This is a genomic window from Betaproteobacteria bacterium, assembly GCA_016720925.1.
Classification (GTDB): Bacteria; Pseudomonadota; Gammaproteobacteria; order Burkholderiales; family Usitatibacteraceae; genus UKL13-2.
In genome coordinates this window covers 38,565-60,680 of the sequence record JADKJR010000012.1, presented here as the reverse complement: position 1 = coordinate 60,680, position 22,116 = coordinate 38,565, and the positions used below count along the sequence as shown (strand labels likewise).

The following is a 22,116-nucleotide window of genomic DNA, read 5'->3' as shown; positions in this document are numbered from 1 at the left end:
CGCAAGGCTTCCCGCCATCATCTCGATCTTCTACATCAATACCGGTCACCCGCGACGCAATCAACCGGGAACTACCCCGAGGCAGTTTGCGATCCACCCTTGCCAACGCCATTGACCACGCGCGCATTTCGCAGCGCACGGTTGCCGTGCTGATCGTGTCGCTCGCCCGTGGTGACCGGCTCGACGCGCTGTTTGGTGTGCCGACGAGTGAAATCATGCGGCAGGCGTTGAAGCGCCTGCCCGATGCGCTTCGACCGGCGGATCGATTCGTTCAACTGTCGGACGAAAAATTGTGCGTGATCCTGCCCAACATCAAAACCGGCGCGCAAGCCTGGCTGGCGGCAGGAAAATTGCAGCAGGTGCTCGAGTCACCGTTTGATTTCGATGGCTTGCCAACCAGCGTCAGGCCGGTCGTTGGCATTGCGTATTTTCCCGACCACGCCGAGGATGCGGAAGAGCTGGTCGTGCACGCTGATATTGCCAAACGCATCGCCCGCACCCGCGATGTCGCGCAGCATGTGTTTCAGCGCGAGGACCGGCGTGATACCGATGCCTACCTCGGCCTTGAAGAGCCGTTACGCGAGGCTATTCGAACCAATCAGTTGGAAGTGCACTATCAACCGAAGGTCAACATCAAAACCGGTGTTTGCCATTCGGTTGAAGGCTTGCTGCGCTGGACATTGCCCGATCGTGGGCCAATTTCGCCCCCTACCATCATCCGTGTTGCCGAAGCCAATCGCATGATCGGCGGCCTCACCACCTGGGTGTTGGGCACGGTATTGCGTCACCAGTCGGAATGGAAACATCTCGGGGTGGATCTTGGGGTCGCCATCAATCTATCGACGGTCACGTTGATCGACTCCGACCTGCCGGACATCATCTCGCAGACCATTGGTACGTGGGGATCGGACCCGTCAAAAGTTACGCTTGAAATCACGGAAAGCGCGACCATTGACGATGCCGAACAATCACTCGCCGTAATGAAACGTCTCAAGCAATTGGGCGTGCGCTTGTCGGTGGACGATTTCGGGACCGGCTATTCTTCACTTTCGTACGTGAAGAAGTTCCCGCTCGACGAAATCAAGATTGATAAATCGTTCGTACAGCACATGCGCGAATCCAAAGGCGATCAGCAAATCGTGCGCTCCGTGATCGATCTCGCGCATAACTTCGAGCTCTCGGTCGTCGCCGAGGGAGTCGAGGACGAGGCGACATTCAAAGATCTGAAGAAAATGGGTTGCGATGTTGCCCAAGGTTACCTCATGAGTCCGGCCCTTTCTTCGCTGAAGTTGCTCGAATGGCTGAAGCAGCGGCGTTAGGTCATCGCCGCATTCGATTGTCCGTGGATCGACGAACTCTAGCACTGGCGCGGCTTACCAGCAGAAAATAGCCTGCAAAGCTCGTCCTTGCTAGGGTTTCTGCCTGCGGTGAAACTCTCATGAAGTCGTTGACATAAAACGAACGATCGTTCTATTATTTGGGTATGAATTCCGCAACAAATTTCCCGGTCCGCCCTTCAAAGGGTGAGGAAACCCGAACTGCGATCCTGAAAGCGGCGCTCAAGCATGCGAGCGCCGAGGGCTTTGAAGCCATCACAATCGGCTCGTTGGCCGAAAAAACCGGCATGTCGAAGAGCGGACTATTCGCGCATTTCGGATCGAAGGAAGAACTGCAGATTGCCACGCTCGATGAAGCCATTCGACGCTTCAACGAAGTGACAACACTGCCCGCGTTGAGTGCACCGCGCGGCCTGCAACGGCTGACCGCAATGTGTGATAACTGGCTAACCTGGACGGCGCGTTGCGATCTGGCCGGCTGCCCAATGATGACCGCCATTACCGAATTCGACGACAAGCCGGGCGCCGTACGCGACGCCCTGGTGCAACACATGCAACACATGCAAGAGAGCCTCGTGAAGTCCATTCAGATGACGATCGACACCGGTGAATTTGCCGCCGATACCGATCCTGAACAAATGGCCTTCGAGTTTTTTGGCGTCATCGCTTCCTGTTACCGCTCACGCAATCTGTTCCGCGACGATCAAGCAAATGCGCGCGCCAAAAAAGCATTCGATCGCCTATTTGCATCAGCGCTGGTGTCAACAAAGCTAACACCTCTCCAAGCGCCCGGCAGCCAACCCAACGCAGCCTCTTCCACCCGCCAGTAAAGATCAAGGAGTTCAACATGGCTCATGCACTTTCAATACCATTTAATAGCACGATCGTTCGTCTTAATTTATCGCAATTTTTTACCCGTGCTGGCATGTCACTGGCTGCGGTCATTGCGCCCGCCTGGACCGCACGAAGAGCAACACAATGGTTCATCACGCCGCCACGCATTCGGCACACCCCACCCGAATTGCAGACGCTGACGCATGGCATTCGCGCCAGCATAGCCACACCAATAGGCAAGCTTGCGGCATGGCGTTATGGCGACGCGGCGCATCCGGCAATTGTCGCCAGCCATGGCTCGGGTGGGCGCGGCGCCCAGTTCCGCGAATTCGTGCCCGCATTGACAAGTGCCGGATATCAAGTGTTGCTGTTTGATCATGTCAGCCATGGCTATTCTGACGGCAGGGAAGCGCCCATCACCTATTTCGCCAAGGGTGTTGTGGCAGCAGTCACGTATCTCGAAAAACAGGGCGTGACCATCGCCGGATTCGTCGGGCACTCGCTCGGCTGCGCCGGAATCGGCATCGCACTCAGGCATGACCTCACACATTTGCAAAATATCCGCGTGGTGCAGATCGCGCCGCCGGCTTCTCTCATTCGCTATTCGCGATTCTTTGCGCGAACGCTGGGACTATCCGAACGTATTCGCGCGGCCATGCAATGGCGTCTTGAGCAGAAAATCGGCATGGCATGGTCTGAGTTTGAAATGCCTCGTGCCGCCGCGTCGATAAAGGCAAAGGCGCTGATTATTCACGACCAGCACGATCGCGATGTTCGTATCGAAAGCGGACTCGCCGTCGCCCGCGCATGGCCCGATGCCCGCTTCAAACGCACTTTTGGACTTGGTCACCGCAAGGTGCTGCGCGATTCTGGCGTCATCAATGCGACCGTCGATTTCCTTCGTGATGAGGTGCAATTCTCATTGCCACCGGCCTTGGATCAGTGGTCACTCGCATTTGCCGCGCAGCCCGGCGTGGCAGCAATATTCTGAGCCCCATCTGACGGACCGTTGCGCGCGGCGCACTGGTAACGCAATATACGAAACAGGCTACCGCGCCAGACACTGGAAGCGCTGTGAAAGCGTGTTGAATCGTTCCTGGTTACGGGCGATATGATAAAGCGCATCCTGTGAAGGTGGGTTGACGGACAAGGAGCCAAAGCCAGAAGCCACGGGAATTTGTCGCGCGCCGTTTTGCTGGGCCTCACTCAAGCTCTGGCGAGCTTGATCAACCTTGTTGCAGTTCAGCAACAATGACTGGTAAGACTTCGAAGTGGCACGCGCAACTGACGGCTCAAGTGGCGGGAGGACAATCGGGTCAAACGACAGATTCCTGCCGGCGTACACCGGTGGTATCACGGAAATCGCGATATCGCCCGCGCGCAAAGCACCGCTGTTCAATGAAAGCGCAATTTCGATTGCGATCAATACACTACATTGCAGAATTTTATGCATGCATACTCCAGCCAAATTCGAGCGTGCACCTGTGCCACAATACGTTGAAAGACTTGGACGGGGGGAAATATGTTATCCAGCATGATGCAGCACCCGCTGCGGATTTCGTCGCTTCTAGAACATGCCGCGCGCTGCCATGCCGGCACTGAAATCGTCTCTCGCACGGTGGAAGGTGGCGCGAATTTTGAGTTGCATCGCTATGGCTACCGTGAAGCATTGCAACGCGCGAAGCGTCTGGCCAATGCACTTACCCGACTGGGCGTTACGCGCGGCGCATGCATCGGCACGCTGGCCTGGAACGGTTTCCGGCATTTCGAGTTGTACTACGGCGTTTCCGGCATGGGTGCCGTGATCCACACGATCAACCCGCGTCTGTTTCCAGAGCAGATAACTTACATCGCCAATCATGCCGATGACCAGTATCTGTTTTTCGATCTCACTTTCGCGCCGCTGGTGGAAAAACTCGCGCCGCTGCTCAAAGGGGTGAAAGGCTTCGTGGCCATGACAGATCGGGCGCACATGCCGTCAGGCAACATCCCCAACCTGTTGTGTTACGAAGAGCTGCTGGCGGCAGAAAGTGACGACTTCGCGTGGCCCGAATTCGATGAGACCACGCCGTCCAGCCTGTGCTATACGTCGGGTACCACGGGCAACCCGAAAGGCGTGCTGTATTCACACCGTTCGACGCTCCTTCATACCATGGGTGCGATGTCCGCTGACGCGTTTTGCCTCAAATCGCAGGATGTCGTGCTCCCTGTTGTCCCCATGTTCCATGTGAACGCATGGGGACTCCCCTACATCTGTGCGGCGGCGGGCGCCAAACTGGTGATGCCCGGCGCGGCATTGGATGGCGCAAGTCTTCACCGCCTGTTTGAAGAAGAAGGCGTGACTGTGAGTGCGGGTGTGCCGACGGTGTGGATGGGGCTGCTAAACCATGTCAAATCGCACAACCTCAAGTTCAGCACCTTCCGCGAAACCATCATCGGGGGATCGGCATGCCCACCGGCAATGATTGAATCCTTCGAACGAGACTACGGCGTGACAGTCGTCCACGCCTGGGGCATGACTGAAATGTCACCGCTGGGCACCATGTGCCGGCTGAAAGGCAAGCATCTCAAACTCAGCGCGGCCGAGCAGTTTGCCATCAAGGTCAAACAAGGCCGTCCGATCTTTGGCGTGGAACTGGAGATTCTCGACGGTGAAGGCAAGGCGCTGCCTCACGATGGCAAGGCCTTCGGCAACTTGATGGTTCGCGGTCCCTGGGTTGTGGAACATTACTTCAGGGAAACAGAAACCGCGCTTCAGGACGGATGGTTTGCTACCGGCGATGTGGCCACGATCGATGCCGATGGTTTCATGCAAATCACTGATCGCTCCAAGGACGTCATCAAGTCCGGTGGGGAGTGGATTAGCTCGATCGATCTGGAGAACGTTGCGGTCGCACATCCCGCCGTGCTTGAGGCAGGCGTCATCGGGGTTGCTCATCCGAAATGGGACGAGCGCCCGCTATTGATTGTTGTGAAGAAGAAGGACGCCGAAGTGACGAAGGAAGAGTTACTTGGGTTCCTGCAGGGAAAGATCGCCAAGTGGTGGATGCCCGACGACGTCGTGTTTGTGGACCAATTGCCGCATACGGCGACCGGGAAACTCCTGAAGACCAAACTGCGTGAAGAATTCAAATCATACAAGCTGCCGTCTACATAGTGCACTCGACAACAGCTGCCGTGCCGCACGGATGGCATAAAAAAACGCCAGGCAAGCCCGGCGTTTTTTATATCGCTTGAGTGAAACCTTACTTGACGACACTCACTTCAACGCGTCGCGCTTCTGCATTGTCCGCACCACCCTGGGTCTGTTCCGGTTTCTTCATTTCCACCCGATCTTCGGCAATCCCTGCGGCCTTGAGCGCACTACGCACGCCCAACGCGCGGGCCTTGGCGACTTCCTGGTTTTTTTCCAGTGAGCCGGTTGCATCGTGGAAACCCGAAATCGCCAGCTTGGCACCACTATTCGCTTTCGCGAAAGTAATGATCGAATCGAGAGCCTTGGTGGCGTCCGCACTCAATTCCGTCTTGCCTGAATCGAAATAGAGCTTGGCCGCGGCGGGCGAGGACATAACGGGCGCAACTGCGACTGCAGCGGCAGGCACGGCGGCAATCGTAGCGGCTGGCGGGGCCTTGGCTTCAACCTTTACGGGGACTACCGTCTTCGGCGCATGATCTGCCGCCGTGCCAAACAGCGGCACGATCAGCAACGCGACAATGTTGATGATCTTGATCAGAGGATTCACCGCTGGTCCGGCCGTATCTTTGTACGGATCGCCAACAGTGTCGCCAGTCACTGCGGCTTTGTGTGCATCGCTGCCCTTGCCGCCGTGGTTGCCTTCTTCAATGTATTTTTTTGCGTTATCCCATGCACCGCCGCCGGTACACATCGAAATCGCGACGAACAAGCCGGTGATGATGGTGCCCATCAGCATGCCACCCAGTGCCTTGATGCCGTTATCCAGACCCATTGCACCACCAACGATCACGACGATCGCAATCGGCGCCAGCACCGGGAGCAGCGAGGGGATGATCATTTCCTTGATCGCGCCCTTGGTCAGCAGGTCAACCGCCCGGGAGTAATCCGGCTTGGCAGTGCCTTCCATGATGCCTTTGATTTCGCGGAACTGGCGGCGAACTTCCTCGACCACCGCACCCGCGCAGCGGCCGACCGCTTCCATCGCCATGGCGCCGAACAAATAAGGAATCATGCCGCCCGCGAACAGGCCGATAATGACCGCCGGATCGGATAGGTCAAAGGTCAGATGGCGACCGGTTTCTTCCAACTTGTGCGTGAAATCCGCGAACAGCACCAATGCAGCAAGACCGGCCGAGCCGATAGCGTAGCCTTTGGTCACCGCCTTGGTGGTGTTGCCGACCGCGTCCAGTGGATCAGTCACATTGCGCACTTCCTTCGGCATCGCCGACATCTCAGCAATACCGCCGGCGTTGTCGGTGATCGGGCCATAGGCGTCAAGGGCGACGATGATGCCGGCCATGGATAACATGGAGGTCGCAGCAATCGCAATACCATACAAACCGGAAAGCGTATACGCGGCGAAAATCGCCACACACACGGCCAGCACTGGCCAGGCGGTCGAACGCATGGACACACCGATACCGGCAATGATGTTGGTCGCGTGCCCTTTGGTTGACGCTTCGGCGACGTGCTGCACCGGACCGAATTGCGTACCGGTGTAGTACTCCGTCACGTATACCAGGAAGGCCGTGAGTCCAAGGCCTACCACCGAACAAAGCCACAGGTTCATCACGCTGTAGAGCGGGCTTTGCGAGACCACATCACCCATGACCCATTTCGTGATCGGATAGAACGCCGCCAGCGCAATAACGCCCGCAACAATGAGGCCTTTGTACAACGCCCACATAATGTGCTTGTCGTCGGAAGCCTTGACGAACCAGGTGCCGATAATGGAAGCAATGATCGCGAATCCGCCCAGCACCAGTGGATAGACCACTGCATTGACCGCATATGTACCGGGAATCAGCAAAGCGCCCAAAACCATCGTCGCAATAATGGTCACCGCGTAGGTTTCAAACAAGTCCGCTGCCATGCCCGCGCAATCGCCGACGTTGTCGCCGACGTTATCGGCGATCACCGCCGGGTTACGCGGATCGTCCTCGGGAATCCCGGCTTCGACTTTGCCGACCAGGTCGGCGCCAACGTCCGCGCCCTTGGTGAAAATACCACCACCCAAACGCGCAAATATCGAGATCAGCGATGAGCCGAAGGCGAGACCAATCATCGGCTTGATGAGGTCGCTCAATTTGGCGCCGTGCGCGCCGCTACCTACCAGGAAATAGTAGAAGCCCACCACTGACATCAGGCCCAGGCCAACCACCAGCATGCCAGTAATTGCGCCGCCCTTGAAAGCGATGTTGAGCGCTGCATTCACGCCGTTGCGAGCAGCTTCCGCCGTGCGCACGTTGGCGCGCACGGATACATTCATGCCGATGTAGCCGGCAAGGCCCGAGGCGATCGCGCCGATGGCAAAGCCACCCGCCGTCGTCCAGCCGAGCAGGAAACCGATCACCACAAATAGCACCACACCGACCATGCCGATAGTCGTGTACTGACGATTAAGATACGCTTGCGCGCCGGCCTGAATCGCCGCCGCGATTTCACGCATGCGATCGTTGCCGTCGGGTTGCGACAGGATCCATTTGGTCTGCCAGGCACCATACGCCAGCGCCAACAGCGCGCAGGCCAGGGCGAAGATTAGTCCGTTGTCCATTTATTCACTCCCAGTGAGGTTGTTGCGATTCGACGCAAATGCTTGAGGATCTGCCGTCTTTGATGAAGCTAAAGCTGTGAAAAAACGCACAATTTTAACAGATGAAGGAATTTCAATCGAGTGCTTTTAGACTGTCGAAACACGGCAGCCACAGCAATGCAACGTTGACTTCTAAAAGGCAAAACTCCAGCAATGACGAGGCTTTCCGGGCACTTTCGCCACAAGAAGCTCGCCAATGCTAGGGTTTGCTACAAAGCGAACGGCTTCAGTAGCTTCCTGACAGCGGGATTCTTTAAGGTCACATAGCGCGGCAGGCCATTTTCATACGGCGGATACGCCTCCCCGGCAATCAGCGGTTGCAGGTAGTTGCGGCATTTCTGCGTGATATGAAATCCGTCCGGCGTAATAAAATCCCGCGGCATTTTCTTTTCTCGATTGGCGACTTCGGTGAGCGGTGCCGGAATGATCTCCCATTTGTACGGTTTCGAAGTCAGACGCTTGACTGCCGGCATCACGCCATTCATTCCTTTGACTGCGTACTCGACGGCCGCCTTGCCCAAGGCGTAGCTTTGCTCGACGTCGGTTTTCGACGCAATGTGCCGCGCGGCGCGCTGTAGATAATCCGCCACGGCCCAGTGATATTTGAGTTTCAACTCTTTCCTGACGAGGTCGGCAATCACCGGCGCCACACCACCAAGCTGGGCGTGGCCGAACGCATCAACCAGACCTGTTTCGGAAACAAATTTGCCATCGGCGTTGTGGAGGCCTTCCGACACACCAACCGCGCAGAAGCCATGCTTGCGCACGGTCGCATCAACTTTAGCCAGGAATTTTTGAGGATCGAAAACGATTTCCGGAAATAACAGGATATGCGGTGCATCGCCCTGTTTTTCCGCCGCCAGGCCGCAAGCCGCCGTGATCCACCCCGCGTGCCTGCCCATGACTTCGAGCACGAACACCTTGGTCGACGTCTTGGCCATCGAGGCCACGTCAAGGCCGGCTTCGCGCATCGATACCGCCACATATTTCGCGACCGAGCCAAATCCCGGTGAGCAATCGGTAATCGGCAAGTCGTTGTCGACCGTCTTGGGCACGTGCACTGCGATGAGAGGGTAGCCCATCGCCTCGGACAACTGCGAAATTTTCAGGCAGGTGTCGGCGGAATCACCCCCGCCGTTATAGAAAAAATAGCCGATGTCGTGCGCCTTGAAAACCTCGATCAGGCGCTCGTATTCGCGGCGATTCTGCTCCAGCGATTTCAACTTGTATCGGCATGAGCCAAACGCACCTGCAGGCGTATGACCCAGTCCCTTGATGTTAGCCAGCGGTTCCTTGCTGGTATCGATCAGGTCTTCGGTCAACGCGCCAATGATGCCGTTGCGTCCCGCATAGACCTTGCCGATTTTTTTCGGGTACTTGCGCGCGGTCTCGATGACCGCCTGCGCGGACACGTTGATCACAGCGGTGACGCCACCGGATTGTGCGTAGAAAGCATTTCGAGCCACAGTCACTCCAGAGAAGATCTTGACAAGGGGAACTCAGCGCAACGCAAGGGACCATTTTGTAAGCCGCATGTTCTCACTGCCAATGGCAGTTCCCGCTAATTGAACCGACCTATTTGAACCTGCCTATTTGAGCGCGGCAAAAATTCTGTCGCGAATTTCCTCAACCTTGCCTGCGCCCGGAATCTTGACATATTTTGGCGCGTCGGACTCACCACCTGCCGCCAATTTACGATAGTACGCAACCAGGGGTTCGGTCTGCTCGTGATAAATCGTCAAGCGTTTTTTCACCGTTTCTTCACTGTCGTCCTCGCGCTGAACCAGGTCCTCGCCGGTCACGTCATCCTTCCCTGCGACCTTTGGCGGATTGAATTTGATGTGATAAGTGCGCCCCGATGGCAAATGCGCGCGGCGGCCGGCCATGCGCTCGATGATTTCGGCGTCCTCGACCGCGATCTCGACCACGTAGTCGATTTTAATGCTGGCTTGCTTCATGGCATCGGCTTGCGGGATGGTGCGCGGGACGCCATCGAACAGAAAGCCCTTTGCGCAATCCGGCTCATTGATGCGCTCCTTGACCATGCCGATAATAATGTCGTCCGATATGAGCCTGCCGGAGTCCATGATCTTCTTGGCCGCGACGCCGAGTGCGGTTGCATTTTTCACATGCGTCCGCAGCATGTCACCGGTCGATATTTGCGGAATGCCGAATTTTTCCGTGATGTACGTCGCCTGAGTGCCCTTGCCCGCCCCGGGCCCGCCCAATAAAATCAATCGCATCGTCGGCACTCGCCTGTTTTCTTAAGAATGCGCCATTTTACCGGTAATCGGCCCACGCTTTGCCGGGTTATTGCGCCGAGTCAGGAGAACAATGCGCGCACTCTTTCGAGATCATCAGGCGTATCGACGCCTGGCGGCAACGCATCATGCCACACAGTCACGACAATTCGGTAGCCGTGATAGAGGGCACGCAGTTGTTCAAGCGCCTCGAATTGCTCGGCCGGCGCGGGCGTCAAGGCGGCATATTGCCTCAGGAAGCTGGCCCGATAGCCGTAGATGCCAATATGGCGAAGGGCTGGAAAGTCTTGCGGCAGCGCCAACTTGTCATATGCAAACGCGTCGCGCGCGTAGGGAATGGGCGCACGACTGAAATATTGCGCGAAACCCTTGCCGTCACAGACCACTTTCACCATTGGGGTTGAAAAATTCGCGTGCGTCGTTGATCGGGTGCGCGGCGGTCGCAATCGCGGCCTCCGGATTCTCGCCGAGCGCATCCGCCACGGCACGAATCAGGTTGGGATCGACCAGCGGTTCATCACCTTGCACGTTCACCACGACGGCATCGTGACCGAGCTGCAATTGTGCGACGATCTCCGCCAACCGGTCCGTGCCCGTCAAATGGTCGGCGCGCGTCATCAATGCACGCCAGCCATGTTGCTCCACCACCCGTTTCACGTCGGAATGATCCGTGGCGATCAGCACCTGCTGTGCGCCGCTCTTTGCAGCCTGTTCGGCGACCCGCACCACCATGGGCTTGCCGGCGATGTCGGCCAATGGCTTGCCGGGCAGGCGCGTACTCGCGAACCGCGCGGGAATGACCGCAATGAAACTGCCTGACATCAATCAGCCACGCACTTCATCGACCCGCAATTCTCGTGCTTCATCGGCCAGCATCACCGGAATTCCATCGCGAATCGGATAAGCAAGCCGCGCGGAAAAAGAGAACAGTTCGGTCTTGTCGGGCGACATGGTCAGCGGCCCCTTGGTGACGGGACAAACCAGGATTTCAAGCAGCTTGGGATCAAGTGACATGGCTATTTTTTCAGTTCAGACAATCGTTTGATGACAAATTCAGCAAACGCCTCGGGAAGGATCGCGTCCACACGCATGAACCACATACGGTCATCGGCGAATGCACCACATTTTACCGCGTCCTTCTCCGTCATCACGATTATCTCGGCATTCTGCCGGGCAAAATCAGATTCGACAAACGGGTGATGATCTCCAAAGGCGCGGGTTTCGACCGCGTTGAATCCGAGGTCCCCCAGATGCGAAAAAAAGCGCGCAGGATTTCCAGTGCCCGCGCAGGCAAGAATGCGCTTGGTGGAAAATTCGGCGAGTCCTTGTTCAATCGAAATGACAGTGCCGTCACGTACATGCACCAGCCACTCACTACCGAGCTTCATTTGGAAAGCGGGGACGTCGGGTGCCAGATCGTCGAGACTAAATTGCTCCAGCGCGGCAATACCATTGACGATGATGGCATCGACCCGCGCCAGCCGCGTCGTCGGTTCGCGCAGCGGTCCGGCCGGCAGCATTGCGCCATTGCCAAAGCCGCGTGTGGCATCAATCACGCAGATCTCGATATCGCGTCGCAGGGCATAGTGCTGAAGACCGTCATCGCAAACAAGTACGTCGACGTCAGGATGGTCACGCAGCAATGATTGCGCCGCGTTGGCGCGATCAGCCGAAATGTAGACGGGTGCGCCGGAACGCCGCGCCAGTAGCTGCGCTTCATCGCTTATCAGGGCGGATCCCGCATTATCGGCAACGACCTCAATCACATTCGCGGCGTGCGCGTGCCTGACATCCGCGGCGACGCGCCGCGAATAGCCGCGAGAAATGAGCCCGCAACGGTGACCAGACCGCGCAAGTATCTGCGCAATCGCCAGCACCACCGGCGTCTTGCCGGTGCCGCCAACAGAAATGTTGCCGACAACAATAACGGGGACTGTGATGCGCGCATTTTTCAGAAGCCCCGCGCGATAGAGTCCGCTTCGCACACCAACCAGCACGGCAAAAATCCACGACATCGGACGCAGCAATATTTGCCAGGGACTCTGGCGTTGCCACTCGCGAAGGAGCCACGCTTCCATGGGATGGAATGGATGCAGCGGAAACTACTTGCCGGGCTTGCCCTGAGTGGTAAAGGAAATCTTGGTGAAGCCCACCAACCGCGACGCTTCCATGACGTTGACCACGGCCTGATGGGTCGCTCCCGCGTCAGCTCCAATGGCGATAACCGGGTCTTTCATATTGCCGGTGGCGGCGGTGTCCCTGAGTATGTTGGCGAATGCATCCACGCCCGCGAACGGAGTCGCATTGCCATTTACCGAATACTTACCGTTGGCATCAACGCCGATATTGATCACCTGCGGCCGATCTGGAACCTTTTCCGCCGACGCCTCGGGCAAATTGATCTGCAACTCCGCATATTTCGAATAGGTCGTCGTCACCATCAGGAAAATCAGGATGACAAGCAGCAGGTCAATCAACGGAATGAAGTTGATTTCCGGCTCTTCGCGGCTACGGCCTTTCTTGAAGTTCACTATCGCTCACCGTGCAGCGTTTCAACCAGGCGAATGCCCTGCTGCTCCATGTCCACGACCATTACATCGACCTTGCTGCGAAAGTGACGATAAAAAATCAGCGCCGGTATCGCCACGGCGATGCCGCCGGCGGTATTGTAAAGGGCGACCGAGATGCCGTGTGCGAGCTGGCCCGGGTTCTGTGATTGCGCACCGGAGGAACCGAAGATATCGATCATGCCAATCACGGTTCCGAACAGGCCAAGCAGTGGAGAGACCGTCGCAATCGTGCCCAGGCCGTTCAGGAATCGTTCCATATCGACAAGCACCGCACGACCCGCTTACTCCATGGATTCTTTCATCACTTCACGCGGGCTTTTGACGTTCGCGAGGCCAGAGGCGAATACGCGCCCCAAAAAAGAATTCTCATTCAGTTTGGCAATCAGATCCGCACTTGGACCCTGCGTGCGAAAAGCCTGCACGGTATCCTGAAACAAGGTCGGGGGCAGGACAACGGAACGGCGCAACGTCCAGAATCGTTCGCCAATAATTGCCACGCAGATAACCGAACACAGAAGAATGAACCATATGGGCCAACCGGCCGCTTGAATGAGAGTGAGCAAATTCGGACTCCATTTGTAAAGGATGTAACTGCGCAAAGCTGGAAACAGTGCACGCACTTTAGCGTAACCCGTGCCGCCTTCACAAGTAGCGAATGCAATTTGGCCCCGAAAAAAATCCCCGAGAAAAGCTGAACTTTTCCAATGGAGACAAATATTTGTCGTCAATTGTTGACGCAAATTCCGAGCCCGCGGCTGGTAAATACTAATGCTGACAAAGCTCAGCAATTGCGTACGCTCATTGCGGAGAATTCATCCACAGTGGCTGTGGATAACTCTGTGCATTGCATCGGTGCAGATCACCTAAGTCTTGAAACTGTAACGGTTTTTTCTTCTTCGCCTAAATTTTGCACTCCCGAAATATATATATTTTTCAAACACTTAAAGAGTTCCAGCCTGTCGATTGGCAATGTCGCGTCCAAGATTGTTTTTCGATACAGCCGAATTCCGAAGTGCTCACTATCCAATTCATATCGACTGCGCGAGTGATACCATCGCGTATGCCTTCTGTCCCTGACTCCGACGCCGACTATCCGTTGTTTCAAGCACCCGCCGCCACAGCGGGACGCCAACGCAATGTGATCGCCGTTTCCGAGTTAAACCGGCGGGTGCGTCATATGCTTGAGGCCAGCCTGGAATTGCTTTGGGTATCAGGGGGAATTGTCGAATGTGATGCGGGCGGCCAGCGGCCATTGGTATTTTTCGCTCAAGGATGCCGCCGCACAAGTGCGCTGCGTGATGTTCCGCAATCGCGCGGCCGCGATCGGATTCACGCCGGAGAACGGCATGCAAGTGGAAGTTCGCGCCCTGCCTTCGCTATATGAGCCGCGAGGTGAATTCCAGCTCGGCGTGGAAAACATGCGTCGCGCCGGGCTTGGCGCTTTGTATGAAGCCTTCGAACAGCTGAAGGCCCGGCTACAGGCCGAAGGACTTTTCGGCATGGAACGCAAGCTTCCGCTACCGTCGTTTCCGCGTGTGCTGGGCATTGTCACCTCGCTGAAGGCTGCCGCGCTGCGTGATGTGCTGACTACCTTGCAACGACGCGCACCAATGATTCAGGTGATCGTTTATCCGGCTTCGGTGCAGGGAACACAATCTGCCCAGGAAATCGCGGCAGCCATCGATAGCGTGCGAACACGGTTGAGCGTCGACAGAATTGAGGCGCTGATTATTTGTCGCGGCGGTGGAAGCATTGAGGACCTTTGGTCTTTCAATGAGGAAATAGTCGCGCGAGCCATCGTGCGTTTGCAGGACGACGGGGGAGTTCCCGTGGTCTCCGGTGTCGGACATGAAACAGATTTCACGATTTGCGATTTTGTCGCGGATCAGCGCGCTCCCACGCCGACCGCGGCTGCCGAACTCGTTTCGCCGGATGTCGTCGAGCTACGAACACAAGCCATCGCCATGCGGGTCGCGCTTGCTCGCACGTTGCGCCGTTTGCTTGATGCGGCCGGCCAGCGCCTTGATCGTGCGGCGCGCAACCTGATTTCCCCTGTCGAGCGTTTGCATCGCGAACATGATCGCCTGGCGCTGATTGCGGCGCGCACCCGGAGTGCCGTCCGCACGCAACTTGAATCATCCCAATTTCAACGGGCAATCCTGCGTCAGCGCTTTGTGGCCAACGTTATTGATATCAGGCGTTTGCGAACCAACCTCGAACAAAGGCAAAGACAAATTACCCAGGTGAGAACCACGATAATGGCCTCCATACGATCGCAATTCGTTGCAGCGCACCAGGCATTGATGTTTCTGGATCCGGCACGCGTGCTTGAACGCGGTTATAGCATCGTCGAACATCAGGGCATGGTGCTACGCGACGCGGGCCGCGTAGCGACCGGGGATCTGCTGAATATTCGCCTCGCGCATGGAACGCTGGAGGCATCTGTCACCTCCGCGCCCACCGGCACGCAAACTGAAACCGGAAAGTCATCGCCCCGGAAATGACGGCACCGCTTGCCAGTTGCGCGATCGAGGCGTAAATTTGATTGTCCGAATAACGCAAACAATCAAGAGGACAACATGGCCAAGAAAGAAAAAGGTTCGTCAGTCTATAAGGTGATCGAACTCGTCGGCACCAGCAGCGATTCATGGGCAGACGCGGCCCGCAACGCGATCAAGAGCGCATCCAAATCACTGCGCGATATTCGCGTCGCGGAAGTGTCCAAACTGGATGTCAAGGTTGGCAAGACCGGCGAAATTCAATTTCGCGCCAAAATGAAACTTTCTTTCAAATATCACGGCGAGTAGTAGTTCGCCGCATTAGTTCGTCGAAATGCAATCGCGCGGGTGCACGTTTCCGCGCCAACCGAAATTGGCATCCGCGCGCGACACCATCCGGTGCGCCATTTTGGTGCCCGGCGAGTCGTCAATTACTCAGGAATTCCAGGCAACACTCGCTGACAACGCCTGTCAGTTCGCGGTGCAGGCAATCGACATTCTGAACGTCCCGCATCGAACGCAGCCATGTCATCTGCCGCTTGGCAAGTTGACGCGTTGCCGCGATGCCCTTTTCCCGGAGCGATTTCGCGTCGACATTGCCATCGATGAATTCCCACGCCTGACGATAACCGACGCAACGCATGGAGGGCATGTCCGCCGACAACGGATAGCGGTCACGCAGTGTTCGCAATTCGTCGACGATCCCCTCGGCAAGCATCGCATCAAAGCGATCGGCGATGCGCTGGTGCAACACCGCACGATCGCCCGGTATCAGGCCGATTATCAGTGTGCGATACGCAAAGCGTGTCGGCTGGGCGGCGCGGATCTGGAGTTCCGAAATTGGCCTGCCAGTGATCATGAATACCTCGAGAGCGCGCTGAATTCTTTGCGAGTCCGCAGGCTTCAGCCTCTGCGCAGTTTGTGGATCGACACGCAAAAGCTCCTGGTGCATCGCCGGCCAACCGACCTTCAGAGCCCGCGATTCAAGTTCCGCGCGCACGCTGGCATTTGCCTCAGGTAAATCACTGAGCCCGCCAAGTAGCGCCCGCGCATACAACATGGTACCGCCGACCAGAAGCGGTACCTTGCCGCGAGCCACGATCTGGGTCATCGCCACCTTTGCATCAGCGCAAAACCGCGCCGCCGAATACGAGTCGGTCGGGTCAATCAAGTCGACCAGGTGATGAGGATAACGCTGGCGTGTAGCGGCATCCGGTTTCGCGGTGCCAATATCCATGCCGCGATAGACCAGCGCGGAATCAACGCTGATAATTTCCACCGGAAAACGATCCGCCAGATGCATTGCCAGCGCGGTCTTCCCGGCGGCAGTAGGCCCGAGCAACAGGATCGCCGGCGGGCCGCTCATCGGCGCCGTCGGCATCAGCGACCACGCATGAACAACTTGTCCAGATCCGCCACCGAAAACTGATACCAGGTCGGACGACCATGATTGCACTGGCCCGAACGCTCGGTTTCCTCCATCTGACGCAAGAGCGCATTCATTTCCGGAACCGTCAGCATACGATTGGCGCGCACGGCGCCATGACAGGCCATGGTGCCGAGTATTTCGTCGCGTCTTTCAGTGAGCGCCCGCGATGCACCGTGTTCGGCAAGGTCGCTTAACAGTTCCCGCAGCATCGCGGGCGCATCGAGACTCGGCAACATGGCCGGCACCGCGCGAATGGCTATTTCGCGAGTCGAAAGTGGCGCCAGATCAAATCCCAATCGCGCAAAGAACTCAAGGTGTGCTTCCACCAGCGCCATGTCACGCTCGCCGAGCGGTACCGGAATCGGTGAAATTAGCGGTTGCGAAGCGAGCTGATTCAAATCGAGCGCTGATTTCAGCTTTTCGTAGACGATGCGCTCGTGCGCGGCGTGCATGTCCACCAGCACCAAGCCGTTCGTATTCTGCGCAAGAACGTAGACGCCATGCAACTGCGCCAGGGCGAATCCCAGCGGTGGAATATCCGTGCGGGCCGAAACCTCGCGTTCAGACGACGTAATCGTGCCGCCAGCGCTTTCGGTATCGGTGCCGCGCAGACGTTCATAGAAAGCATGCGGTTCATTTGCCGCCAACGCGCCAAAGGTCGCTTGGCGCGCACCCTGCCATGCGCCAGATGCCGGCGCGGCACGCGATGCCTGCGACCGATTTTCCACCGCCGCATTGCCACTCACCCAATCAAATGGATTCGCGGCGGGTGTGGCCGCCGCCGTGGCGGGTTGGGAAAGCGCCTTATTGAGGGCGTGGAATACAAATTGATGCACCGCGCGTGAATCGCGAAAACGCACCTCGGCCTTGGCCGGATGCACATTCACATCGACCATGGTCGGGTCGAGCGAAATGAATAGTGCATAGGCCGGGTGACGGTGACCGTGCAGTACGTCGGCATACGCTTCCCGAATCGCGTGATTCAGCAACTTGTCGCGAACAAAGCGGCCATTCACAAACAGGTATTGCTGATCGCGCCCGGCACGCGAATAGCGCGGCAATCCCGCCCAGCCGGAAATTCCAAAGGCGGGCACGCTTACATCAATGCCGGTGCTGGCCCCGATGAACTCTTCACCCAGAATGGCAATGACCCGCGCGCGCGCCTCTCCGGCGTCGAACTGCCAGAGGCGGCGTCCGTTATGCGTCAGCGTCAAGGCCACGTGCGGCACGGCCATGGCAATGCGTAATGCTGCGTCCTCGCAGTGGCCAAATTCCGTGCTATCGGTTTTCAGGAATTTTCGGCGCGCGGGGGTGTTGAAAAACAGATCCTCGGCGGTCACCACCGTGCCGCTTTCAAGCGCGGTCGGCTCCATCGCGGATAGCGCACCGCCCACCGCCTCAATGCGGGTGCCGTGCGGCGCAATCGACTGGCGCGTGGCAATTGACAGACGCGACACGGCCGCCAGGCTCGCCAGCGCTTCGCCACGAAAGCCGAGGCTGGCCACGCGCTCAAGATCATCGAGTGTTCGAATTTTGCTCGTTGCATGGCGTGCCAGTGCCAACGGTAACTCATCGGCGGCGATGCCTGCGCCATTGTCGGCCACGCGAATGCGCTTGATTCCGCCCTGTGCCAGGTCAATATCGATCCGCAGCGCGCCTGCATCAAGACTGTTTTCCAGCAGCTCTTTGACGGCCGCAGCCGGACGCTCCACCACCTCGCCCGCGGCGATTTGGTTGGTCAGCTGCTCAGGGAGAATTCTGATGGCGGAATGAGTGGACATTGGGCCTTGATGCCGGCAAAGACGTGAAGGCAAGATACAATTCATGACGGTCAGTCAAGGTTGGAATTCTAGCCTGCCGGCTCAAGATGCGACCACGCCAGTTGAAAATTGCCCGGCGCGCAGCACCGGGATAAACCGCCGTCGTTGCACTTGTACTGCCTGGCCCGGTGGCGAATCGTTGTGGCAAGATGAGAGGCCGATTACATTACTTGACGAAACCGCTGGTTGTGTCTAAGGTTAGTGAAACAAAAACAAATAGATACAATGAAAATGTAGAAAATGGATAGCTTGACGTGGGCGGGACATCAAGCTTTCTGCGCTTCATTCGGTAAGGGGTCGGTACGTCGTCGCGTTTTTTGTTCGGTGGCATTCAGTGCGGTCATTTGAAGACTGTGGGATTGCGTCAGGCATCGCGTGTGACTAACCCGAGAATTTGTGTGTGGTCCGTTGCAGTCATAGTGAGATTTTTGCGTGAGCAGCAAACCCCTATCTGAATCTGAATCGCCCGACTTAACGTCCGAATTCATCGCGTCCCGGCCATCCGTGCTGGCACTCGATGCGGACACCTTCTCGCTGGCCGCTCCCGTTGCCGCGCAAGATCGCGCCTTTGTTGGTAAGCATATTTATTCAGAGCAGGTTCGGCTGCTTTACCGCTTTTCGCTGGTGGGCTACCTGGCGGAATTGATTGTCACGTTCTTGCTGGGCGTCATTTTGTGGGACACGCTCGGCACGCGACCTGAATTGTTCGCCTGGTTTACCGCGATGTTTGTGGTGATGATCCTGCGCTACGGCAACTACAAATGGTTTATCCGGGCCAATCCGCGTCCGGAAAAGTTGCCCGTCTGGGAGCGACGCATTTTCATCGGCAGCATTGTGATTGGCCTCCTGTGGGGCGTAATGGGCTCGCTATTGCTGCCCAAATCCGGCCCGACCCAAATGCCGGTAATGATGCTTGTGGCGTTGCTTACGTTAGGCTCCGTCGCCTATTACTCACCGCACAGGACGCTATTTTTCTACACCGCCATGGCGTCCCTATTACCCATGGGCGTGATGAACTTTGGCTTTGGCGACCGGTCCAGTTCCGCCGTTGGCGCGTCGATTATCATGTTCGCGGGCCTGTTGGTCGCCGTGCACAGCAAGGTACACAAGGCGCTGATGGACTCGCTGACCGCGCGCTTCGACAATTTGCTCATCGCGATGCGATTGGAAGAAGAAAAGCTGCGTGTCGAAAAGGCCCATCACGCGCTTACGTTGAAACAACCGAACGCCGCAAGGCGGAACGCGCGGAATTGCTGGCGCTGCAGCGCCTTCGCCTGCATCTGGAACGCACACCGCTCGGCGTCATCGAATGGGATCCGGCATTTCGCATTACCACCTGGAACCCGGCCGCTGACGGCATTTTCGGCTATGCGGCTGCGGAAGCCATCGGCGAATCCGGCTACATGCTCGTCGAAGGCGTGCAGGACAGCGAACGCATGGCCGCCATGTGGATGGAATTGCAGCAATCGCGCAGCTCGACGCGCGTCACGCTGGCGAACAAAACCAAGCGCGGCGAAATCATTCACACCGAGTGGTACAACACACCATTGGTGGATAACGATCAGAAAGTCATCGGTGTGGCCTCGCTGGTGCAGGACATCACCGAGCGGCTCAATACCGAGCGCACCATTCATTACATGGCGCACCACGACGCGCTGACCGGCCTGCCCAATCGCCGCCTGATGCAGGATCGCCTCAACCAGGCCATCCTGCAGGCGCGGCGCAACCAGACCCATGTCGCGCTGCTGTTCCTCGATCTGGATCGCTTCAAGCTGGTCAACGACACGCTCGGACACGAGGCCGGCGATTATGTGCTGCGCGATATCGCCAAGCGCCTGATGAAAGTGGTGCGCGAAGGTGACACGGTATCGCGTGAAGGCGGCGACGAATTTGTCATCATCCTGCCGGATCTGGAGAAACCGGAATCCGCGCAACTGGTCGCCAACAAGATACTCCATGAGCTATCCCAATCGATCGATGTTTCGGGGCACGAACTGACTGTCACCGCATCCATCGGCATTTCGCACTATCCGAACGACGCGACCGACATTCAACATCTCCTCAAGCACGCCGATTCGGCGATGTATCAGGCCAAGGACGCCGGCCGCAATACGGCGCGCTTCTTCACCAGCGATCTGAATTTCCTGCTCTCTAAACGCCTCGAAGTGGAATCACGCTTGCGCCGAGGCATCGAGCGCAGCGAATTTTTCCTGCGATACCAGCCGCAAGTTGACGTCCAAAGCGGGCGCATCATCGGCGTCGAAGCGTTGCTGCGCTGGAACGATCCGCAACAGGGTGAGATCTATCCGAAGGATTTCATTTCCATCGCCGAAGAACTGGGCCTCATCGTTCCGCTCGGCGAATGGGTATTCCGCACCGCCTGCCAGCAGATCAAGCTTTGGGACTATGAAGGCTACAAGGACCTGACCATATCGGTGAATCTTTCGCCGCGCCAGTTCATTTCGCGCAAACTGCTGCCATCGATGAAATCCGCGCTGCTGGAAACCGGCATCGATGCCCGGCGCATCGACCTGGAAATCACCGAAACGGTGGCGATGCGAAACCTCGAGCAGTCAATCGAAATCCTCACCGAACTGCGACGTATCGGCGCGACGATTTCCATCGATGATTTCGGCGTCGGCTATTCGTCACTCGGCCAACTGAGCCGCCTGCCCGCGCAAACACTCAAGATCGATCGCAGCTTCATTTCGCAGATTCCCGACGACCCCAACAGCTGCTCGATCACCGAAGCCATCATCGCCATGGCCAAACGCCTGCATTTGCGCGTGGTCGCCGAAGGCGTGGAAACGCAGGCGCAACTTGATTTTCTGCGCACCAATGCTTGCGATGCTTATCAAGGTTACCTGTACGCCAAGCCGTTGACGACGACGGAGACGACGGCGCTGCTGAAGTCGCAACGGGTGGCGACTTTACCTGCGTAATTTTGCGTAGAACGCCATTTGGCGAGGTGTTTGGCGGCTTTTCGGCCTGGAATCCGCTCCAGTGCTTGAGTTTGCCCTTCTCACCAATCTGTCATTCCCGTGAAGACGGGAATCCAAGTTTCCCGCAAGTCACGCCGGCATCTGCGCGGGCCAATACCGATGCCGGCCCACTCATCGCTTAGTTGAAGCGCTGCACTAAGACTTGCTTTTCAAGTCCTCACGCATGTCGCGCACGATCCGTCCAATCGCGTAGTCCGGTTTGTCGGCTAATGGCGGCTCCCATGGCGTAAACACAGTCAATACCGCCTTATTTCTTACGAGTGTTTTCAGCTCTTCTTGTTCAACACCAATTCTCTCTTCATAAAATATCTCCGCACCGTGTGCAGGTTCATCGTACATCACGTAAAGATCGCTAAGCCCGACGAAGGACGTTTGGATTGCTTTTCCCGCCTCATTCTCATCGGTCGATTCGTACGCAACACCAAGCTCAATCGCACGTTCATATGCATGTTCCGCCGAATCGGCGTTGACCAAAACCGAATTTACGTGAACTACATTCCGTGGCTCTCCCTCGACTTCAATTTTTATTACGAGCTCCGCAATGAACCAGCGCGCGTCCTTCGGCAGGTAGCCCAT

Annotated in this window: 17 protein-coding genes and 3 pseudogenes; 7 read left to right on the top strand and 13 right to left on the bottom strand. The window is 57.1% G+C overall.

All coding sequences use genetic code 11. From position 1 onward, the window contains the following. The first annotated feature begins 86 nt into the window (after positions 1–86). The 3 genes from IPP88_16190 (at position 87) to IPP88_16180 (ending at position 3,162) form a co-directional block, all read left to right on the top strand. Positions 87–1,319, top strand: a complete 1,233-nt coding sequence (locus IPP88_16190; protein MBL0124189.1) for an EAL domain-containing protein — start codon at positions 87–89, stop codon at positions 1,317–1,319. A gap of 164 nt (positions 1,320–1,483) precedes the next feature. Then, positions 1,484–2,167: a TetR/AcrR family transcriptional regulator gene (locus IPP88_16185; protein MBL0124188.1), complete on the top strand. Its 684-nt coding sequence runs from the start codon at positions 1,484–1,486 to the stop codon at positions 2,165–2,167. A gap of 95 nt (positions 2,168–2,262) precedes the next feature. Then, positions 2,263–3,162 (top strand): alpha/beta hydrolase, encoded by a 900-nt coding sequence (locus IPP88_16180; GenBank protein MBL0124187.1) that lies wholly within the window; start codon positions 2,263–2,265, stop codon positions 3,160–3,162. Between the two features lie 57 nt (positions 3,163–3,219). Here the strand turns inward: IPP88_16180 and IPP88_16175 are convergent, their stop codons facing one another. After that, positions 3,220–3,624, bottom strand: coding sequence for a hypothetical protein (locus IPP88_16175; protein ID MBL0124186.1), 405 nt, complete (start codon positions 3,622–3,624; stop codon positions 3,220–3,222). 69 nt (positions 3,625–3,693) lie between these two features. Between IPP88_16175 and IPP88_16170 the strand changes: the two genes are divergently transcribed. Continuing rightward, a complete protein-coding gene (locus IPP88_16170; protein MBL0124185.1) occupies positions 3,694–5,328 on the top strand; it encodes a long-chain-fatty-acid--CoA ligase in 1,635 nt (544 codons plus the stop codon). A gap of 88 nt (positions 5,329–5,416) precedes the next feature. Here the strand turns inward: IPP88_16170 and IPP88_16165 are convergent, their stop codons facing one another. The 8 genes and pseudogenes from IPP88_16165 to IPP88_16130 form a co-directional block, all read right to left on the bottom strand. Next, positions 5,417–7,921 carry a sodium-translocating pyrophosphatase gene (locus tag IPP88_16165; GenBank protein ID MBL0124184.1) on the bottom strand — a complete coding sequence of 835 codons (2,505 nt, stop codon included), beginning with the start codon at positions 7,919–7,921 and terminating at the stop codon, positions 5,417–5,419. A gap of 248 nt (positions 7,922–8,169) precedes the next feature. Further along, complete coding sequence (locus IPP88_16160) at positions 8,170–9,426, bottom strand: 6-phosphofructokinase (protein ID MBL0124183.1); 1,257 nt, start codon at positions 9,424–9,426, stop codon at positions 8,170–8,172. A gap of 123 nt (positions 9,427–9,549) precedes the next feature. Further along, positions 9,550–10,203: an adenylate kinase gene (gene adk / locus IPP88_16155; GenBank protein MBL0124182.1), complete on the bottom strand. Its 654-nt coding sequence runs from the start codon at positions 10,201–10,203 to the stop codon at positions 9,550–9,552. Between the two features lie 80 nt (positions 10,204–10,283). Beyond that, positions 10,284–11,043 (bottom strand): annotated as a pseudogene (gene kdsB, locus IPP88_16150) (3-deoxy-manno-octulosonate cytidylyltransferase). A 3-nt stretch (positions 11,044–11,046) separates the two neighbouring features. Next, on the bottom strand, positions 11,047–11,235 hold the full coding sequence (locus IPP88_16145; GenBank protein ID MBL0124181.1) for a Trm112 family protein: 189 nt from the start codon (positions 11,233–11,235) through the stop codon (positions 11,047–11,049). Between the two features lie 2 nt (positions 11,236–11,237). Then, positions 11,238–12,299, bottom strand: coding sequence for a tetraacyldisaccharide 4'-kinase (locus IPP88_16140; protein ID MBL0124180.1), 1,062 nt, complete (start codon positions 12,297–12,299; stop codon positions 11,238–11,240). A gap of 24 nt (positions 12,300–12,323) precedes the next feature. Then, the gene (locus tag IPP88_16135; GenBank protein ID MBL0124179.1) at positions 12,324–12,752 is read right to left on the bottom strand and encodes a biopolymer transporter ExbD; all 429 of its coding nucleotides are present in this window, start codon (positions 12,750–12,752) and stop codon (positions 12,324–12,326) included. Continuing rightward, positions 12,752–13,354 (bottom strand): annotated as a pseudogene (locus IPP88_16130) (MotA/TolQ/ExbB proton channel family protein). Before IPP88_16130 ends, IPP88_16135 begins: the two are co-directional and overlap by 1 nt. 497 nt (positions 13,355–13,851) lie before the next feature. Here IPP88_16130 and IPP88_16125 point away from each other — a divergent pair. Both IPP88_16125 and IPP88_16120 read left to right on the top strand, forming a co-directional pair. Continuing rightward, a pseudogene (locus IPP88_16125) lies at positions 13,852–15,295 on the top strand (exodeoxyribonuclease VII large subunit). A gap of 75 nt (positions 15,296–15,370) precedes the next feature. Next, the gene (locus IPP88_16120) at positions 15,371–15,598 is read left to right on the top strand and encodes a dodecin domain-containing protein (GenBank protein MBL0124178.1); all 228 of its coding nucleotides are present in this window, start codon (positions 15,371–15,373) and stop codon (positions 15,596–15,598) included. A gap of 118 nt (positions 15,599–15,716) precedes the next feature. On the opposite strand, the gene miaA is transcribed toward IPP88_16120, so the two are convergent. From miaA to IPP88_16105, 3 genes are all read right to left on the bottom strand, one after another. Continuing rightward, positions 15,717–16,670 carry a tRNA (adenosine(37)-N6)-dimethylallyltransferase MiaA gene (gene miaA, locus IPP88_16115; GenBank protein ID MBL0124177.1) on the bottom strand — a complete coding sequence of 318 codons (954 nt, stop codon included), beginning with the start codon at positions 16,668–16,670 and terminating at the stop codon, positions 15,717–15,719. Further along, positions 16,670–18,499 carry a DNA mismatch repair endonuclease MutL gene (mutL, locus tag IPP88_16110; GenBank protein MBL0124176.1) on the bottom strand — a complete coding sequence of 610 codons (1,830 nt, stop codon included), beginning with the start codon at positions 18,497–18,499 and terminating at the stop codon, positions 16,670–16,672. The genes miaA and mutL overlap by 1 nt, the downstream gene beginning before the upstream one ends. A 1,035-nt stretch (positions 18,500–19,534) precedes the next feature. Next, complete coding sequence (locus tag IPP88_16105; GenBank protein ID MBL0124175.1) at positions 19,535–19,738, bottom strand: hypothetical protein; 204 nt, start codon at positions 19,736–19,738, stop codon at positions 19,535–19,537. A 50-nt stretch (positions 19,739–19,788) separates the two neighbouring features. On the opposite strand from IPP88_16105, the gene IPP88_16100 reads away from it, so the two are divergent. Next, on the top strand, positions 19,789–21,480 hold the full coding sequence (locus tag IPP88_16100) for an EAL domain-containing protein (GenBank protein ID MBL0124174.1): 1,692 nt from the start codon (positions 19,789–19,791) through the stop codon (positions 21,478–21,480). 195 nt (positions 21,481–21,675) lie between these two features. Here IPP88_16100 and IPP88_16095 read toward each other — a convergent pair whose 3' ends face one another. Further along, positions 21,676–22,116 (bottom strand): DUF4288 domain-containing protein, encoded by a 441-nt coding sequence (locus IPP88_16095; protein ID MBL0124173.1) that lies wholly within the window; start codon positions 22,114–22,116, stop codon positions 21,676–21,678.

Coding starts and splice junctions, on each gene's coding strand:
- IPP88_16185 (MBL0124188.1), top strand. CDS start 1,484: ATGAATTCCGCAACAAATTTCCCGGTCCGCCCTTCAAAGGGTGAGGAA.
- IPP88_16180 (MBL0124187.1), top strand. CDS start 2,263: ATGTCACTGGCTGCGGTCATTGCGCCCGCCTGGACCGCACGAAGAGCA.
- IPP88_16175 (MBL0124186.1), bottom strand. CDS start 3,624: ATGCATAAAATTCTGCAATGTAGTGTATTGATCGCAATCGAAATTGCG.
- IPP88_16170 (MBL0124185.1), top strand. CDS start 3,694: ATGTTATCCAGCATGATGCAGCACCCGCTGCGGATTTCGTCGCTTCTA.
- IPP88_16165 (MBL0124184.1), bottom strand. CDS start 7,921: ATGGACAACGGACTAATCTTCGCCCTGGCCTGCGCGCTGTTGGCGCTG.
- adk (MBL0124182.1), bottom strand. CDS start 10,203: ATGCGATTGATTTTATTGGGCGGGCCCGGGGCGGGCAAGGGCACTCAG.
- IPP88_16145 (MBL0124181.1), bottom strand. CDS start 11,235: ATGTCACTTGATCCCAAGCTGCTTGAAATCCTGGTTTGTCCCGTCACC.
- IPP88_16140 (MBL0124180.1), bottom strand. CDS start 12,299: ATGGAAGCGTGGCTCCTTCGCGAGTGGCAACGCCAGAGTCCCTGGCAA.
- IPP88_16120 (MBL0124178.1), top strand. CDS start 15,371: ATGGCCAAGAAAGAAAAAGGTTCGTCAGTCTATAAGGTGATCGAACTC.
- miaA (MBL0124177.1), bottom strand. CDS start 16,670: ATGCCGACGGCGCCGATGAGCGGCCCGCCGGCGATCCTGTTGCTCGGG.
- mutL (MBL0124176.1), bottom strand. CDS start 18,499: ATGTCCACTCATTCCGCCATCAGAATTCTCCCTGAGCAGCTGACCAAC.
- IPP88_16105 (MBL0124175.1), bottom strand. CDS start 19,738: ATGGGCCTTTTCGACACGCAGCTTTTCTTCTTCCAATCGCATCGCGAT.
- IPP88_16095 (MBL0124173.1), bottom strand. CDS start 22,116: ATGGGCTACCTGCCGAAGGACGCGCGCTGGTTCATTGCGGAGCTCGTA.